The 16023-nt window shown below is 70.4% G+C and carries 14 protein-coding genes; 8 read left to right on the forward strand and 6 right to left on the reverse strand.

The window, feature by feature from the left end:
* Positions 1-176 precede the first annotated feature (176 nt).
* Positions 177-749, reverse strand: coding sequence for a TIGR03086 family metal-binding protein (locus ACIQI8_RS23685; protein WP_402354154.1), 573 nt, complete (start codon positions 747-749; stop codon positions 177-179).
* 170 nt (positions 750-919) lie between these two features.
* Between ACIQI8_RS23685 and ACIQI8_RS23690 the strand changes: the two genes are divergently transcribed.
* Positions 920-1762, forward strand: a complete 843-nt coding sequence (locus ACIQI8_RS23690) for a DUF6597 domain-containing transcriptional factor (RefSeq protein WP_402353841.1) — start codon at positions 920-922, stop codon at positions 1760-1762.
* A 60-nt stretch (positions 1763-1822) separates the two neighbouring features.
* Here the strand turns inward: ACIQI8_RS23690 and ACIQI8_RS23695 are convergent, their stop codons facing one another.
* A complete protein-coding gene (locus tag ACIQI8_RS23695; protein WP_402353844.1) occupies positions 1823-2734 on the reverse strand; it encodes an NADP-dependent oxidoreductase in 912 nt (303 codons plus the stop codon).
* A 136-nt stretch (positions 2735-2870) separates the two neighbouring features.
* On the opposite strand from ACIQI8_RS23695, the gene ACIQI8_RS23700 reads away from it, so the two are divergent.
* A complete protein-coding gene (locus ACIQI8_RS23700) occupies positions 2871-3287 on the forward strand; it encodes a winged helix-turn-helix transcriptional regulator (RefSeq protein WP_402353847.1) in 417 nt (138 codons plus the stop codon).
* On the opposite strand, the gene ACIQI8_RS23705 is transcribed toward ACIQI8_RS23700, so the two are convergent.
* Positions 3278-3751, reverse strand: a complete 474-nt coding sequence (locus tag ACIQI8_RS23705; RefSeq protein ID WP_402353850.1) for a hypothetical protein — start codon at positions 3749-3751, stop codon at positions 3278-3280. The two genes, ACIQI8_RS23700 and ACIQI8_RS23705, sit on opposite strands and share 10 nt — an antisense overlap.
* A gap of 100 nt (positions 3752-3851) precedes the next feature.
* Between ACIQI8_RS23705 and ACIQI8_RS23710 the strand changes: the two genes are divergently transcribed.
* Positions 3852-4184, forward strand: coding sequence for a YnfA family protein (locus tag ACIQI8_RS23710; protein ID WP_402353853.1), 333 nt, complete (start codon positions 3852-3854; stop codon positions 4182-4184).
* A 97-nt stretch (positions 4185-4281) separates the two neighbouring features.
* A complete protein-coding gene (locus tag ACIQI8_RS23715; protein WP_402353856.1) occupies positions 4282-5058 on the forward strand; it encodes an SDR family NAD(P)-dependent oxidoreductase in 777 nt (258 codons plus the stop codon).
* 306 nt (positions 5059-5364) lie between these two features.
* Here the strand turns inward: ACIQI8_RS23715 and ACIQI8_RS23720 are convergent, their stop codons facing one another.
* On the reverse strand, positions 5365-6558 hold the full coding sequence (locus tag ACIQI8_RS23720; protein WP_402353859.1) for an RtcB family protein: 1194 nt from the start codon (positions 6556-6558) through the stop codon (positions 5365-5367).
* Positions 6559-6784: 226 nt separating this feature from the next.
* Between ACIQI8_RS23720 and ACIQI8_RS23725 the strand changes: the two genes are divergently transcribed.
* From ACIQI8_RS23725 to ACIQI8_RS23735, 3 genes are all read left to right on the forward strand, one after another.
* Entirely contained in the window at positions 6785-7615 is an 831-nt protein-coding gene (locus ACIQI8_RS23725; RefSeq protein ID WP_402353862.1) for a DUF3558 domain-containing protein, read from the forward strand.
* A 133-nt stretch (positions 7616-7748) separates the two neighbouring features.
* The gene (locus tag ACIQI8_RS23730; RefSeq protein WP_402353865.1) at positions 7749-8654 is read left to right on the forward strand and encodes a DUF3558 family protein; all 906 of its coding nucleotides are present in this window, start codon (positions 7749-7751) and stop codon (positions 8652-8654) included.
* 108 nt (positions 8655-8762) lie between these two features.
* Positions 8763-10118 carry a DUF2637 domain-containing protein gene (locus tag ACIQI8_RS23735; RefSeq protein ID WP_402354157.1) on the forward strand — a complete coding sequence of 452 codons (1356 nt, stop codon included), beginning with the start codon at positions 8763-8765 and terminating at the stop codon, positions 10116-10118.
* A gap of 71 nt (positions 10119-10189) precedes the next feature.
* Here the strand turns inward: ACIQI8_RS23735 and lysS are convergent, their stop codons facing one another.
* Complete coding sequence (gene lysS, locus ACIQI8_RS23740) at positions 10190-11929, reverse strand: lysine--tRNA ligase (protein ID WP_402353868.1); 1740 nt, start codon at positions 11927-11929, stop codon at positions 10190-10192.
* Positions 11930-12158: 229 nt separating this feature from the next.
* On the opposite strand from lysS, the gene argS reads away from it, so the two are divergent.
* Positions 12159-13931: an arginine--tRNA ligase gene (argS, locus tag ACIQI8_RS23745; RefSeq protein ID WP_402353871.1), complete on the forward strand. Its 1773-nt coding sequence runs from the start codon at positions 12159-12161 to the stop codon at positions 13929-13931.
* A 57-nt stretch (positions 13932-13988) separates the two neighbouring features.
* Here argS and ACIQI8_RS23750 read toward each other — a convergent pair whose 3' ends face one another.
* Positions 13989-15941, reverse strand: a complete 1953-nt coding sequence (locus ACIQI8_RS23750; RefSeq protein ID WP_402353874.1) for a P-loop ATPase, Sll1717 family — start codon at positions 15939-15941, stop codon at positions 13989-13991.
* Positions 15942-16023 lie beyond the last annotated feature (82 nt).

The following is a 16023-nucleotide window of genomic DNA, read 5'->3' on the forward strand; positions in this document are numbered from 1 at the left end:
TGTTCCGGGGTGGCGCCCTTCGGCGAACCGATCCCGACCGCGTTCTGGACGGACCTTCGCGAGGAGGATCCGATCGCACCGGACGCGCCGGTACCGACCGCCTGACGCCGGGACCGGGCAACGGCGCCGGGCAACGGGAGTGGGCAACTGGACCGGGCAGGGCGCCGGGGGCTCTCCTACCCTGCGACAGAACCCCCGCCCCACCCCGGCTCCCACCCCGGCTCCCGCCCCGTCCCCGCCAGCAACCGCTCGAACGCCGACGCCCCCTCCGCCGCCCGCACCGGCTCCCCGAAGACGCCCATCTTCTGAGCCGTCGGTGCCAGCTCGGCCACCGTCTCCGCCAGCTGGGCCACGATCGCGTCGTCGGCGTCCGCGTACTCCTGACCCGTCGCCCGCGCCAGATCCCACACATGCACGGTCAGATCGAGCAGCGCCATCGAGCCGACCAGCCGCGCGGGCATGTCCATCACGCCCGTGGTGCCCTCCTCGGCGCCGGGCGCGGACCAGGCCGCCACCAACCCGTCCGCCTCGCCCGCGAACCGCTCGCGCCAGTCCGGCCCCGCCCCGACCCGGTCGGGCGTCTCGCCGAAGTCCGACGCCTCCTTCGCGGCCAGCCGCTGGAACTGCACCATCACCTGGAAGAGGTGATTGACCAGGGCCTTCACGTCGTACTCCGCGCAGGGCGTGGGCGCGACGAGCGCCGCGTCGGAAATACCGGCCACCACCGGCACCGCCCGCTCACGCGCCATGGCCAGCAGCTCACCGATGCCGTACGCCGTCCCGCTGTGCGTCGTCCCGCTCTGACTCGTCCCGCTGTGCGCCGTCCCGCTCTGCCTCGTCCCGCTGTTCGTGTCCATACCTCGACCGTACGGACGCCCGGGCCGACCCTTCTTGAAGAAACGCGACGTACGATCCGGCCATGGCCGCCCCCCGCCGCCGCGACACCCGCGGGATCGTCGACCCCTCCGGGCTGCTGACCCGGGTGAGGTTCCGCCGTCACGAGCCCGCCGAGCCGCTGCGCCGGTACGTCGAGCGGTACTGGTTCATCGACTGGGACCTGCCCGCGCCCTACGCCTCCCACGTCGTCGCGCATCCCTCCGTCAACCTCACCTTCCAATGGGACGGCATCGACACGGAGGACACCCCGCCCTACGCGGAACTGACCGGCATCCCCCACGGCCTCTACACCAGGAAGATCACCGGCAAGGGGCGGGTGTGCGGGGTGAAGTTCCGGCCCGGCGGTTTCCGGCCGTACGTCCCCGAGCTGCCCGCCTCGCACTGGACGGGCCGCGCGCTCGACGCCCGGGACGTGTTCGCACAGGCCTCGCCGGACACCACCCGCGCCCTTGTGAGCCCCGCCGACGACACCGCCCGTATCGCCGCGCTCGACGCCTTCCTGATCCCCCTCCGCCCGGCCCCCGACCCCCAGGCCGACCTCGCCGTGGACCTCGTCGAACACGCCCGCACCGACCGCGCGATCCGCCGCGTGGACGACTACGCCCAGGCCGCGGGCCTCTCCGTACGGGCATTGCAGCGACTCTTCTCGGCGTACGTCGGTGTCGCCCCGAAGTGGGTCATCCTCCGCTACCGCATCCACGAGGCCCTCGAACTCGCCGGCACCCGCCACGAGGTCGACTGGGCCGCCCTCGCCGCCGACCTCGGCTACGCCGACCAGGCCCACCTGGTGCGGGACTTCACGGCGACGGTGGGCGTCCCGCCGAAGACGTACACACAGACGACGGACGCCCGACCGCCGACCTGATCGACACCCCAGACCCCGGACGCCAGGCCCCCGACTCAGTACCCCGCACCCCGCACCCCCTTACGGGACCAGCACCAACCGCCCACGCACCCCGCCCTCCGCGAGCCGGGCGTGCGCCTTGGCGGCCTCGGCCAGTGGGAACGTCTCGGCCACCCGCAGGGTCAGCGCCCCCGCGTCCACGAGCCCCACCAACTCCGCGAGCCGCGTCCCGTCGGCGGCCACCTCCACGGCCGTGGTCCGCACCCCGCGCACGGACGCCGGCTGCCCGCCGGGCCGGAAACCGACGTAGGTACCCCCGTCCCGCACCCATGCCAACGTCGTCTCACCGAGAATCGCCGCATCCAGTACGGCATCGAAGCTCGCGTCCTGGACGGACCCGCTCGTGAACTGCGCGGCACCCAGCCCCCGTACGAGCTCCTCGTCACCGGCACGCGCCAGCGCCGTCACCAACACCCCGCGCTGGGTGGCGAGTTGGACGGCGTACCCGCCGACCGCCCCCGCCGCTCCGGTGACCAGGAGGGACTGGCCCGCCGCCAACTCCAGCAGATCCAGGGCCTGTACGGCGGTCAGGCCGTTCAGCGGCAGGGTCGCCGCGTGCACGGCGTCGACCGTCACCGGCGCCTTCGCGGTCGCGTCGGCCGCCACGACGACGTACTCGGCATGGGCACCGAGCGGCCGCACAAAACCCGGCGCCAGAGCGACCACCTCATCACCGACGCTCCAAGCACCGGCACCGGCACCGGCACCACCGCCGTCGCCGACCGCGTCCACCGTCCCGGCCACATCCCAGCCGAGCCCGATCCGCTCCCCCTCGCCCCCGAAGAAACCGCCCCGCACGCCCTCGTCCACCTGGTTCAGCGAGGCCGCCGCCACCTTGATCCGCACCTGCCCCGCTCCCGGCGCGGGCACGTCCGTCTCCACGACCTGGACGGCCTCGGGCCCACCAAAGCTGTTCACCACTACTGCACGCATGACGACTGTCTCCCTGTATCCGCCGGTCAGCTGGGGTATCCCCGCGGCTGTCTGCAACCCTAGGAAGAGCTACTATCGATTCGTAAGTAGTTACCTGAAAGTGCCTACCTACCCCGGAAGTGAGCGAGAGCGCGCCATGCCGACCACGACCGCAGCCCAGCGACGCGAGCAGGAACGCGTCAAGTACGACGCGTTCATCCGGTCCTGCCCCACCAACCAGCTCCTGGACCGGCTCAGCGACAAGTGGGTCAGCCTCGTCGTCGCCGCCCTCTCGAACGGCCCCATGCGCTACAGCGACCTCGGTCGCAAACTCGCCGGCGTCAGCCCCAAGATGCTCACCCAGACACTCCGCTCACTGGAGCGCGACGGCATCCTCACCCGAACCGTCACCCCGTCCGTCCCGGTCCGCGTGGACTACGAACTCACCGAACTGGGCGCCAGCCTGGCCCAGTTGATGACCGCGGTGAAGGCATGGGCGGAGACCCACATCGAGGAAGTGCACGAGGCCCGGGACCGCTACGACGCCGAGGCGGAGAGCCAGCCTCAGAAGTAGTACTCGTCCCCGCTGTCCAGCACGAGCACCCGCTGCTGGTCATTGGCCCGGTTGTGGTCCACCGCGCCCCCGCTCCAGACGGTGTCCAACTCCAGCAGCACCTCGCTCGGCGCCCCCCGCAGCCGTACCCGCATGCTGATCTGCGCCCCGAGATCGTCCGCGGCCAGTGCCCCCACCCGGCACAGCACCACCCGCGGCCCGGACCGCGCGCACCCGCCCGGCAGCACCTGCCCGTTGGCGAGCGGCGCCGACCACCGCAGCCGCACGGTCGCGTCCGGCACGTCCGAGGGCCCGTGATTGCGCGGGGTGAACCGGACGTCGACCCGCCCACCGGCCATGGAAGCGACCCCGTGATAGGCGAGATCGGCCTCGGGCCCACCCCCCTCACCCACCGCACCGGCGGGCACGACCCCCACCCCGACCGCCACCAGAGCGGCCATCCCCACCGAGAGAACTCTGCGCATACCCACTCCTCGCTCGCCACGGACGTACGCATGTATCCCCCGCCACGCGGGCGGCAGGCGCCGTCCAACAGGTGACAGCGCCCATGCCAAGCTGGCGGGCATGCTGATCGTCCGTTCCGCGGCCCTCTTCGTCGTCGCCGCCGTCTTCGAGATCGGCGGCGCCTGGCTGGTCTGGCAGGGCGTCCGCGAACACCGCGGCTGGCTGTGGATCACCGGCGGCATCCTCGCCCTCGGCGCCTACGGCTTCGTGGCCACCTTCCAGCCCGACGCCCACTTCGGCCGCATCCTCGCGGCATACGGCGGCATCTTCGTGGCGGGCTCCCTGGCATGGGGCGCGGTGGCGGACGGTTACCGCCCGGACCGCTGGGACATCACGGGGGCCCTGGTGTGCCTGGCAGGGATGGCCGTAATCATGTGGGCCCCTAGAAATTAGGGGCAAGGGAGCCAACCTGCTCTTAGGAGCGCGAGCCCCGCACCAAGCCCCACCTATCCTGACGAGGCCACGCAACCGCACGCCCAAGGAGCAGCCCATGCCCACCGCAGCCCTGTCGACGGCATCCCGAATCGCGATCGTCACCGGCGCGAGCAGCGGCATCGGCGCGGCCACCGCCAGGCAACTCGCGGCGGCCGGCTACCGCGTAGTCCTCACCGCCCGCCGCAAGGACCGCATCGAGGCACTGGCCGAGGAGATCACCGCGGCGGGCCACGCGGCAACGGCGTACCAGCTCGACGTGACGGACCGAGCCGCGGTGGACGAGTTCGCGACGGCCTTCAAGACGATCGGCGTGCTCGTCAACAACGCCGGCGGAGCCCTCGGCGCGGACCCCGTCGCCACCGGCGACCCCGCCGACTGGCGCACGATGTACGAGACCAACGTCATCGGCACCCTGAACCTCACCCAGGCCCTGCTCCCCAAGCTCGTCGCGAGCGGCGACGGCACGGTGGTCGTGGTCTCCTCCACCGCGGGCCACGGCACCTACGAGGGCGGCGGTGGCTATGTCGCCGCCAAGCACGGTTCCCACGTCCTCGCCGAGACCCTGCGTCTGGAGATCGTCGGCCAGCCGGTGCGCGTCATCGAGATCGCGCCCGGCATGGTCCGCACGGACGAGTTCGCGCTGACCCGCTTCAACGGCGACGAGGAGCGCGCGGCGAAGGTCTACCAGGGCGTCGCCGAACCCCTCACCGCGGACGACGTGGCGGAGACGATCACCTGGGCGGTCACCCGCCCCAGCCACGTCAACGTCGACCTCCTGGTCCTGCGCCCCCGCGCCCAGGCCTCCAACACCAAGGTCCACCGGGAACTGTGACGCGGGGTGGGGGCCCCCCCCCCCCCGGGGGGGCCCCCCCCCCCCCCCGGGGGGGGGCCCGCCCCCCCCCCCCCCCCCCCCCCCCCCCCCCCCCCCCCCCACCCCCGCGCGCCCCCCCCCGCCACGTAACTTGCTACTGGGTTTTGGGCCCGCCGGGCGCCCGCGCCGCAAACACATCGTTCCCGTGGGGGGTGGGCGGGGGGGGGCCCCCCCCCCCGCGGGGGGCGCCACCGCGCAGTTCAGCCTTGAGTCGCCGGCCCCGGACCTCCGGCCACCGGACCTACGGACCACCGGACCTCCGGCTCGTCAGCCCTTCACACACACGACCTGCTTCAGCTTCGCGACGACCTCCACGAGGTCCCGCTGCTGCTCGATGACCTGCTCGATCGGCTTGTAGGCGCCCGGGATCTCGTCGACGACGCCGGAGTCCTTACGGCACTCCACGCCCCGCGTCTGCTCCTCCAGGTCCTTCGTCGAGAACCGCCGCTTGGCCGCCGTACGGCTCATGCGCCGACCGGCGCCGTGGGACGCCGAGTTGAAGGCCTTCTCGTTGCCGAGGCCCTTCACGATGTACGAACCGGTGCCCATGGAGCCGGGGATGATCCCGAACTCGCCGGAGCCGGCCCGGATCGCGCCCTTGCGGGTGACGAGCAGGTCCATGCCCTCGTAGCGCTCCTCCGCCACATAGTTGTGGTGCGCGCTGATCTCGGGCTCGAAGGTCGGCTTCGCCTTCCGGAACTCCTTGTGGATCACGTCCTTCAGGAGCGCCATCATGATCGAGCGGTTGCGCTTGGCGTACTCCTGCGCCCAGAACAGGTCGTTGCGGTACGCCGCCATCTGCGGGGTGTCCGCGACGAAGACGGCGAGGTCGCGGTCGACCAGGCCCTGGTTGTGCGGGAGCTTCTGGGCGATGCCGATGTGGTGCTCGGCCAGCTCCTTGCCGATGTTCCGGGAACCGGAGTGCAGCATCAGCCAGACAGAGCTGGTCGTATCAGTGCAAACTTCCACAAAGTGGTTGCCCGATCCGAGCGTCCCCATCTGCTTTCCCGCACGCTCGTGACGGAACTTGACCGTTTCGGCAATTCCGTCGAACCGTCCCCAGAACTCGTCCCATCCCGCCGTCGCGAACCCGTGAAAGCTCCCGGGCTTGACGGGATCGTCGTGCATCCCGCGCCCCACCGGAATCGCCTGCTCGATCTTCGACCGCAGCCGCGACAGGTCCCCCGGCAGGTCGTTCGCCGTCAGCGAGGTCCTCACCGCCGACATCCCGCACCCGATGTCCACCCCGACCGCCGCCGGGCACACGGCGCCGTGCATCGCGATGACCGAACCGACCGTCGCACCCTTGCCGTAGTGGACGTCCGGCATGACCGCGAGGCCCTTGATCCACGGGAGGGTCGCGACGTTGCGCAGCTGCTGGAGCGCGCCCTCCTCGACCGACGCGGGGTCGGCCCACATACGGATGGGAACCTTCGCCCCCGGCAGCTCTACGTACGACATCTCGTCCTCATTCCCCCGGAACAGCAACAAAAGTAAGTGAAAATCCCGAAACGCATTAGCGGCGCCAGGTGGGCCAAAAGAGACAACGAACCGGCGCCCACGGCCATGCGTGCGATAAACATTGTCTCCAGGGGACGCCCCGGTGCGGCAAGCGATTAACCAGCGGGGACACTGGAAGACCTGGCATGTCTACGGCCACCGGGCCGCCGTCGAGAGGAGCCCGTCCGTGCAGCGGAAGGCATACGTACCCGGCGCCGCCGCGCTACTCGCGGCGCTGCTGGCCGGCTGCACCGGTGGGTCCGGGGACACGGGTGCGACGGACGACCCGAAACCGGGTGATGACGGCGTCTCGACCGTCTCCGCCCAGCCGGGCCGGTACAACAGCCTCCCGGAGGCCTGCGGCGCGGTCAGCCAGGGCAACCTCGACTCGCTGCTGCCCGGCGCCAAGGAGATCACCGACGAGGACCAGCGGACCAAGGTCTACGAGGGCACGGCCACCCAGACCTTCGACACCGACCGCAAGGTGGGCTGCCGTTGGAAGGTCGAGTCCGCGAACGCGACCGACCACCTGCACGTCGACTTCGAGCGGGTCGTCTCCTACGACAACGCCGTGAGCGACGACACAAACGCGAAGGAGGTCTTCGCGGGGAAGGAGGTCGCCGCCGACCTCCCGGAGCCGGCCACCTCCAGCCCGGGCGCCGAGGACAGCGGGAGCGACACCCCCTCTCCCACGGCGAGTTCCTCCGCCACCACCGCCGGCGCCGACCCCTCGGACTCCGCCTCGGGCTCACCCTCCAGCTCCGTCACCCCCTCCGATCTCCAGCCCCGCGTCCTGGACGGCCCTGGCGACGAGGCGTACCTCGACGACGCGTTGAGCGGCTCCGCCTCCGCCGCCCAGCCGCGCACGGTGACTGTGGTGTTCCGCACGTCCAACGTCATCGTGACGATCGAGTACGAGGAGCAGCCGGCCGGTGGCGGCGCCACCCCGGACAGCAAGGAAATGCAGGACAAGGCCCGGAAACTGGCCTCTCAACTGGCCGACACCCTGAGCGGTTGACCCCCTGCGGGCACCTCCGCGTGCCCGTTCGCAAAGCGGATGAAGCCGAACCGCACAGCTTCTTCACCGACTACCGTGGCCCCTCGGACCCGATCCGACGGCAGGAACCACGAGCGTCATGAGTGAAGGAACCATGCAGCGACCAGCACAGCCAGTCCGACGGAACGAGCGAGACCGACGGGGGAAGCGGCGCCACCGCGTCCTTGTCGGCGCGGCCGCCCTCCCCGCACTGCTGCTCGCCGCCGGCTGCTCCTCCGACTCCGGCTCCGACTCCGGTGACGGCGGCAGCGGCAGCGCGGCCGGGGGGGACGCCTCGGCCTCCGCGAGCGCGGCACCGACCGTGCAGGCGGCGGCGTACAAGAAGCTGCCGGACTCCTGCGACGTACTGTCGAAGAAGACGTTGACCTCGCTCGTGCCCAAGGGCGTGAAGTCCGGCAAGGAGGGCGCGTCGAACGACACGGGGACGCGTGCGAGCTGCTCCTGGAACAGCCTGGACAGCAACGGCGTGAAGGGCTCGCAGTTCCGCTGGCTGAACGTCTCGCTGCTGCGCTTCGAGTCGGACGTCACGCGCGGCGAGGGCGACAAGCTGGCGCAGACGTACTACGAGAAGCAGATCAAGGACGCGCAGGCGACACCGGGCGCGAAGAACACGAAGACGCAGCCGGTGACCGGGATCGGTGACGCGGCGACGCTCGTGCGCTACGACCTGAAGAAGAAGGAAGGCGCCTTCAGGCAGCAGACGATCGTGACGCGCGTCGAGAACGTCGTCGTCACGCTCGACTACAACGGCGCGGGTCTGGCCGGCGAGAAGACACCGAACGCGGACACGCTCGCCAAGCTGGCGCAGAAGGCGGCCACGGAGGCGGTCGGCGCGGTGTCTGCGGCCAACGGCGAGGGCACGGGCACGGGATCGGGCTCCGGTTCAGATTCCGGTTCTGCAACGACGACCCCGGCTCCCTCCAAGTCCGCGTCCACCTCGGCCTCTCCGTCCACCGCGAAGTCCGCATCCCCGTCCAAGTCGGCTGCGAAGAAGAGCTGACGGGGGCCACCGGCAACCCGTGCGCCGCACACATGTGCCACTCTGTTGCGCGCAACAACACGCACTGGGAGGGGAGTACGGGTGGCCGCGCCACTGCAGCTGACTCGGATGCACCGCGTTCTCATCGGCGTGGTCGTGACCGGCGCCGTGATCATCGCCGGCATCGGCTTCGCCGGTTCGTACGCGGCGGTCCGCGAGTTGGCACTCAAGAAGGGCTTCGGGAACTTCGCGTACGTGTTCCCGATCGGCATCGACGCGGGCATCTGCGTCCTGCTCGCCCTCGACCTCCTGCTGACCTGGATCCGCATACCGTTCCCGCTGCTGCGCCAGACGGCGTGGCTGCTGACGGTCGCCACGATCGCCTTCAACGGCGCCGCGGCCTGGCCCGACCCGCTGGGCGTGGGCATGCACGCGGTGATCCCCGTGCTGTTCGTCGTCTCGGTCGAGGCGGCCCGGCACGCGATCGGCCGCATCGCCGACATCACGGCCGACAAGCACATGGAGGGCGTCCGCCTCACCCGCTGGCTGCTCTCCCCCATCCCCACCTTCCTCCTGTGGCGCCGCATGAAGCTGTGGGAACTGCGTTCCTACGAGCAGGTCATCAAGCTGGAGCAGGACCGTCTCGTCTACCAGGCCCGCCTCAACTCCCGCTTCGGCCGCGCCTGGCGCCGCAAGGCCCCGGTCGAGTCCCTGATGCCCCTGCGCCTGGCCCGCTACGGCGTCCCGCTCGCCGAGACCGCCCCGGCCGGCCTGGCCGCCGCGGGCATCGAGCCCGTACTCCTGCCCCCGGCCCCGCAGTTGGAGGCCGCACCGGAGCCGACGGCCCCGACGGTCGTGCAGAGCACCCAGCCACCGGTACGCGAGGAACTCCCCGCACCCGAGCAGCCGCAACAGCAGGCCTACGCCGACCAGGTCGCCCCCGAGGAGCAGAACCCCTGGCTCCACTCCCGCGACCCCCAGTCCATCGCCTACCAGGGCGGCTACGACCCCAACTTCGACCCGGACACCGCGGACGCCCAGTGGTACGAGGAGCAGCAGCAGGCCGAACAGTTCGACGTCCAGCAGCAGTTCCAGTCCCAGCAGCAGTACGACGAGCAGCGGCGCTTCGAGGAGCAGCAGCGCTTCCAGGAACGCCGTCGCTTCGAGCAGCAGACGATCCCTCAGCAGTACGAGGAGCAGCCTGCTCCGGAGCCCTCTCCGGAAGACACCGGCACCTTCCCGATCCCGGCCGGTCCGGGCCGCACCCGTGAGATGGGCGCGGGGGGCGGCTCGGAGCCCGGCGAGGACGACTACTACCTCATCTTCAAGAAGTCGATAGACGGCAGCTACCCGACCGGCGGCCAGTTCCGCGGTGACGTGGAGGCCACGTACGGCATCACGCTCCCGCAGCGCGAGGCCGAGCGCATGGTCAACCGCTTCACCAACCGCCACACGGCGGAACTCCAGGAAGACCACATCGCGTAAGCCGCGGATCTTCTACGTCGATGGGGCCCCGGTGCTGATCAGCACCGGGGCCCCATCGACGTAGAACCTGCCTACTCCCCGAGCAGGGCCCGTACCCGCTCCTGTCCCACCGCCAGCAGCAGCGTCGGCAGGCGCGGACCCGTGTCGCGGCTGACGAGGAGCTGGTAGAGGAGGGCGAAGAAGGTGCGCTGGGCGGTCTTGATCTCGGCGGGCAGTTCCTTGGGCCCGGCGTCGGCGGAGAAGCCGGCCTGGACCTTGGGGACGCCGTAGACGAGGTGCGAGAGGCCGTCGAGCGACCAGTGCGACTCAAGACCGTCGAGCAGCAGCCGCAGCGACTGCTGGGAGGCCTCGTCGAGGGACTTCAGCAGCTCGGCGTCGGGCTCGGCGCGCACGATGGTCCGCTGGTCGGCGGGGACGTGCGTGTTGATCCAGGCCTCGGCCTTGTCGAGCCGGGGGCGGACCTCGTCGAGGTCGGACAGCGGGTTGGCCGGGTCCAGCTCGCTGAGGATGCGCAGCGTCTGGTCCTGGTTGCCGGCGGTGATGTCGGCGACGGACGCGAGCGTGCGGTACGGCAGTGGCCGGGGGGTGGCCGGCAGCTCACCGCCCGCGGTGCCCACCGCGCGGGAGTGCGCGGCGAGGTCGGCGGGCAGCGCGGAGCCGTCGGCGACCTTCGCGTCCAGCTTGTCCCACTCGTCGTAGAGCCGCTGGATCTCCTGGTCGAAGGCGATCTTGAAGGACTGGTTGGGCCGGCGGCGGGCGTAGAGCCAGCGCAGGATCTGCGGCTCCATGATCTTCAGAGCGTCACCGGGGGTGGGCACCCCGCCCCTGGACGACGACATCTTCGCCATCCCGGAGATGCCGACGAACGCGTACATCGGCCCGATCGGCTGCTTGCCGCCGAAGATCCCGACGATCTGCCCGCCGACCTGGAACGAGGACCCGGGCGAGGAGTGGTCCACCCCGCTGGGCTCGAAGACGACACCCTCGTAGGCCCAGCGCATCGGCCAGTCGACCTTCCAGACCAGCTTGCCGCGGTTGAACTCGCTGAGCCGGACGGTCTCGGAGAAGCCGCAGGCGGTGCAGGTGTAGGTCAGCTCGGTGGTCTCGTCGTCATAGGCGGTGACGGTGGTGAGGTCCTTGCCGCAGTCGCCGCAGTAGGGCTTGTACGGGAAGTAGCCGGCGGAGCCGGAGGCCCCGTCGTCCTCGCTCGCCGCGCCGGAGCCCTCGGCGGCCTCCAACTCGGCCTCGTCGACCGCCTTCTGGGACTGCTTGGCCGGCGCCTTCTTGGTCCGGTACTGGTCGAGGATCGCGTCGATGTCGCCGCGGTGCTTCATGGCGTGCAGGATCTGCTCGCGGTACACCCCGGAGGTGTACTGCGCGGTCTGGCTGATCCCGTCGAACTCCACACCCAGCTCGGCCAGCGCCTCGACCATCGCGGCCTTGAAGTGCTCGGCCCAGTTCGGGTACGCGGACCCCTTCGGCGCGGGCACGGACGTCAGCGGCTTGCCGATGTGCTCGGCCCAGGACGTGTCGACCCCCGCCACGCCGTTCGGCACCTTGCGGTAGCGGTCGTAGTCGTCCCACGAGATCAGGTGCCGGACCTCATGGCCCCGGCGCCGGATCTCGTCGGCGACCAGGTGGGGGGTCATGACCTCACGCAGGTTGCCCAGATGGATGGGCCCGGAGGGCGAGAGCCCGGACGCGACGACGACCGGTTTGCCCGGGGCCCGACGCTCCGACTCCTCGATGACCTCATCCGCGAAACGGGAGACCCAGTCGGTGGTCTCGGTGCTCTGAGCCACGATCGGCACGTCCTTCTTTCTGGCGCGGGGTAGCCGTACGGTCAACGGCTGACACCTACATTGTCCCAGACCTGATAGGTGGCGCAGCCGACTATCAGGGGCGCGGGGCTGTATCGATATGCGGCTCCGCCGCGGGGCGCGACCAGCCCCCACCGGCCCGCGGCCAAAAAAACCGCTTCGCCCCCCATGGGATACTGACCGTGTCTACCAAACCCACGAGGAGAACGGCTCCCACCCCATGACCCCGGTCACGTCGCTCACGGATCTCGTCCACCAGCGCCTCGCGAACGCCCTCTCGGCCACCCTGCCGGAGGCGGACGCGGACGCGGACCCTCTGCTGCGACGTAGCGACCGCGCCGACTTCCAGGCGAACGGCATCCTCGCCCTGGCGAAGAAGGCCAAGGCCAACCCCCGGGAGCTGGCGACGCAGGTAGTCGCCCAGGTGGTAGCCGGCGACGTGATCAAGGACATCGAGGTCTCCGGCCCCGGCTTCCTGAACATCACGATCACCGACCAGGCGATCACCGAGAACCTCGCGGCGCGCTACGCGGACGAGGCCCGCCTGGGCGTGCCCCTGGCGGAGCACCCCGGCACCACCGTGATCGACTACGCCCAGCCGAACGTGGCGAAGGAGATGCACGTAGGCCACCTGCGCTCCGCGGTGATCGGCGACGCGCTCGTCCACCTCCTGGAGTTCACCGGCGAGTCGGTGGTGCGCAGGCACCACATCGGTGACTGGGGAACGCAGTTCGGCATGCTGATCCAGTATCTGGACGAGCACCCCGGCGAGTTGGACCACGGCGACGCGGAGATCAGCGGTGAGGAGGCGATGTCGAACCTCGACCGTCTCTACAAGGCCGCGCGCAAACTCTTCGACTCCGACGAGGAGTTCAAGACGAGGGCCCGGCGCAGGGTGGTCGACCTCCAGGCGGGCGAGCCGAAGACGCTGGCCGCGTGGCAGAAGTTCGTGGACGAGTCGAAGATCTACTTCTTCTCCGTCTTCGAGAAGCTGGACATGGAGATCCGGGACGCGGACATCGTCGGCGAGTCGGGTTACAACGACATGCTGGACGAGACGTGCCGGCTCCTTGAGGAGTCCGGGGTCGCGGAGATCTCGGACGGCGCGCTGTGCGTGTTCTTCGACGACATCAAGGGCCCGGACGGCAAGCGGACCCCGCTGATCGTGCGCAAGTCGGACGGCGGCTACGGCTACGCGGCGACGGACCTGTCGGCGATCAGGGACAGGGTCTTCAACCTGAAGGCGACGTCACTCCTCTACGTGGTCGACGTCCGCCAGTCCCTGCACTTCAAGATGGTCTTCGAGACCGCGCGGCGGGCCGGCTGGCTCAACGACGACGTGTCGGCGTACCAGTTGGCCTTCGGCACGATCCTCGGCAAGGACGGCAAGCCGTTCAAGACGCGTGAGGGCGTGTCGGTGAAGCTGGAGGACCTGCTGGACGAGGCGGTCCAGCGCGCCACGGCGGTCGTCCGGGACAAGGCGGAAAAGGTCGGCCTGACGGAACAGGAGATCATCGACAACGGCCGGTACGTGGGCATCGGCGCGGTGAAGTACGCCGACCTGTCGACGTCCGCCGTGCGGGACTACAAGTTCGACCTGGACCAGATGGTCTCGCTGAGCGGCGACACGTCCGTGTACCTCCAGTACGCGTACGCCCGCATCCAGTCCATCCTCCGCAAGGCGGGCGAGGCCCGTCCGGTGGCCCACCCGGAACTGGAACTGGCCCCCGCGGAGCGGGCGTTGGGCCTGCACCTGGACCAGTTCAGCGAGGTCGTGGCGGAAGCGGCCAAGGAGTACGCCCCGCACAAGCTGACGGCGTACCTCTACCAACTGGCGTCCGTCCTGACGACGTTCTACGACCAGTGCCACGTGCTGTCGCCCGACAACTCCCCGGAGGTCGTGGAGAACCGCCTGTTCCTGGTGGACCTCACGGCACGGACGCTGCAGCGGGGTATGGGCCTGCTGGGCATCAGGACGCCCGAGAAGCTCTGACCGTGGGCCGGTTCGGCGGGCGGCCCGGTCTGCCCGCCGAACCCCCCTGCGTGGTGTTCAGGGACCCGACGACTCACCCGAGCTGCCATAGGACCCGGCCGCCTGGCGCCGCAGCCGCCGTGCCTCCTCCCGCACCCGGCGCACCACATCCCCCGCCCCCGTCGAGTCGTCCAGGCCGCCCGCCAGCAGCTGCGCGGCGAGCGTGTCGAAGTAGTGGGCGGTGAGCAGGACCCGGTCTGCCAGGTCGTAGACGGAACCCGTGTTCGTCGGCAGGACGTTGACCTCGTCGAGGACCCGGTTGATCTGTTGGGTGATCTCGTCCCGGGCGCCCTGTGCCAGGCTCACCGCCCTGCTCGTCTGGGCGAGGATCGAGTGGCAGGAGCGGCGGAGCTCCTCGACGAGGCGGTGGTCGCGGGTGGGTCTGGAGGTGAAGCCGCCGTCGTTGAAGCCGCCTTGGTAGCCGCCCTGGACGACCCTGCCGACCGCCGCGCCGAGTTCGAAGGGCCGTAGGACGACCGCGCTGTTGGCGCCGAGCGCCGCCCGGAAGCAGGGGTGGACGTGGAACTCCGTCTCGTGGAACTGCGCGGGCAGGTCGTCACCCCCGGCGAACACCACGTCGTTGCCGCGCCGCACCCCGAGAAAGCCCACCGCGTAGAGGACGTCGATGACACCGGGGACCGTCAACGCGTCGGCGTACGCGGGGAACAGCCGGTGCAGTGACTCGGCCGCCGCCTCGAAGCGACTGCCGAGGACAGCCCGGGTCACCACGTACCCGGTGTTCTGGAACAACGGAAACAGATGCTTGAGGAAGGGGTGCGCGACCAGGTACTCCAGCGCCAGGTCCTTCAACTTCCAGTCGGAGAACTGACGGCCCGCCTGCACGACGTCCGCCTCCGTGATCCGGTCCCGGCCATGGATCAACGACGCCGTCTCCTGGCAGAGGTTGAGGAACTGGATCGCGTCCCGCGGACGCGGCAGACAGCGGCGGAAGAGATACGCGGCCGTCTCCTCCCCCTCCACCTCCGCCGGGAACAGCTCGCCCCACAGCACCTCGGCCGTCAGCTCCGCCCCGGCGGACGCCCGCGCCCGGGCCAACGCCAGGTCCCGCAGGGCCTGTTCGGTCCAGGTGATCCGCAGTTCGTCGCCGCGGAACTTGTCGCCCTCCCCGAAGTGCAGCGAGTCGTAGATGTCGGCGCGCAGGAACAGCAGGACCCGCACGGCAGGACCGTAGAGACTCGCCGCGTGCTTGGCCGCCAACAGCAGCCCGATGACCATGGAGTTGCTGTCCGTCTCGGCCGACCACACGAGCTCCAGCTGGTCGACCATGAGCAGCAGCGGTCCGTGCCCCTCGCCGTCGTCGAGAGCGCCACCGGCGGGGTCACCGCAGCCGAGGTCGGCGAAGGCCTGTGCCACGCCCTGCTCGACGACGTCCAACTGCCGCGTGGCCTGCGCCCCTTCGGACAGCGGCGACTGCCCGACATCCAGACCGGCCTTGAACCCGAACGCCTCCAGGGACAGCGAGGTCTGCAACCCCCTTGCCGCCTGCGCGAGCCGGTCCCCGAACCGTCCCTCCGCCGACTCGCCGTTCTGCTTCAGGAAGCGTGCCAGCGTCTTCACCGAGTCGGGCCGGTACCCGTGCGCGTCCTTGGCGTGCGCCACCAAGTGCCGTGCCGCGTACACGGCGAAGAGGTACCGCCAGATCAGCGCCTTCGCCGAGTCCCCGGGCAGCCCCTGCAACTCGAAGCGCCGGATCTCCTCACCTGCGGTCTCGTCCGGCGGGATGAGTTCGGTCCCGGCGTAGTGGCCGGCGCCGTCCGCCTTGAGCTGCATGCAGATGGCGCTCTTGCCGGACCCCTTGCGCCCGATGATCAGCATCTTGCGCCCACTGAGCGCGCCTCGGTACGCGGCGTTGGGCAGAAACCCACCGCGCAGCAACAGGCCGTCCGTCACGTCCCGTTCGGCATCCTCGCGCCCGAAGTGCAGCTGTTCGAGCAAGGGCCCGTCGGCCATGACATCTCCCGTCCCCCTCGGTCATCCGCACCTCCACGGTATCGGGACGGACGGGTGCGGTAGGTAGCCCCGCGGACAGACA

This window comes from Streptomyces sp. NPDC092369, from assembly GCF_044755245.1.
Taxonomy (GTDB): Bacteria; Actinomycetota; Actinomycetes; order Streptomycetales; family Streptomycetaceae; genus Streptomyces.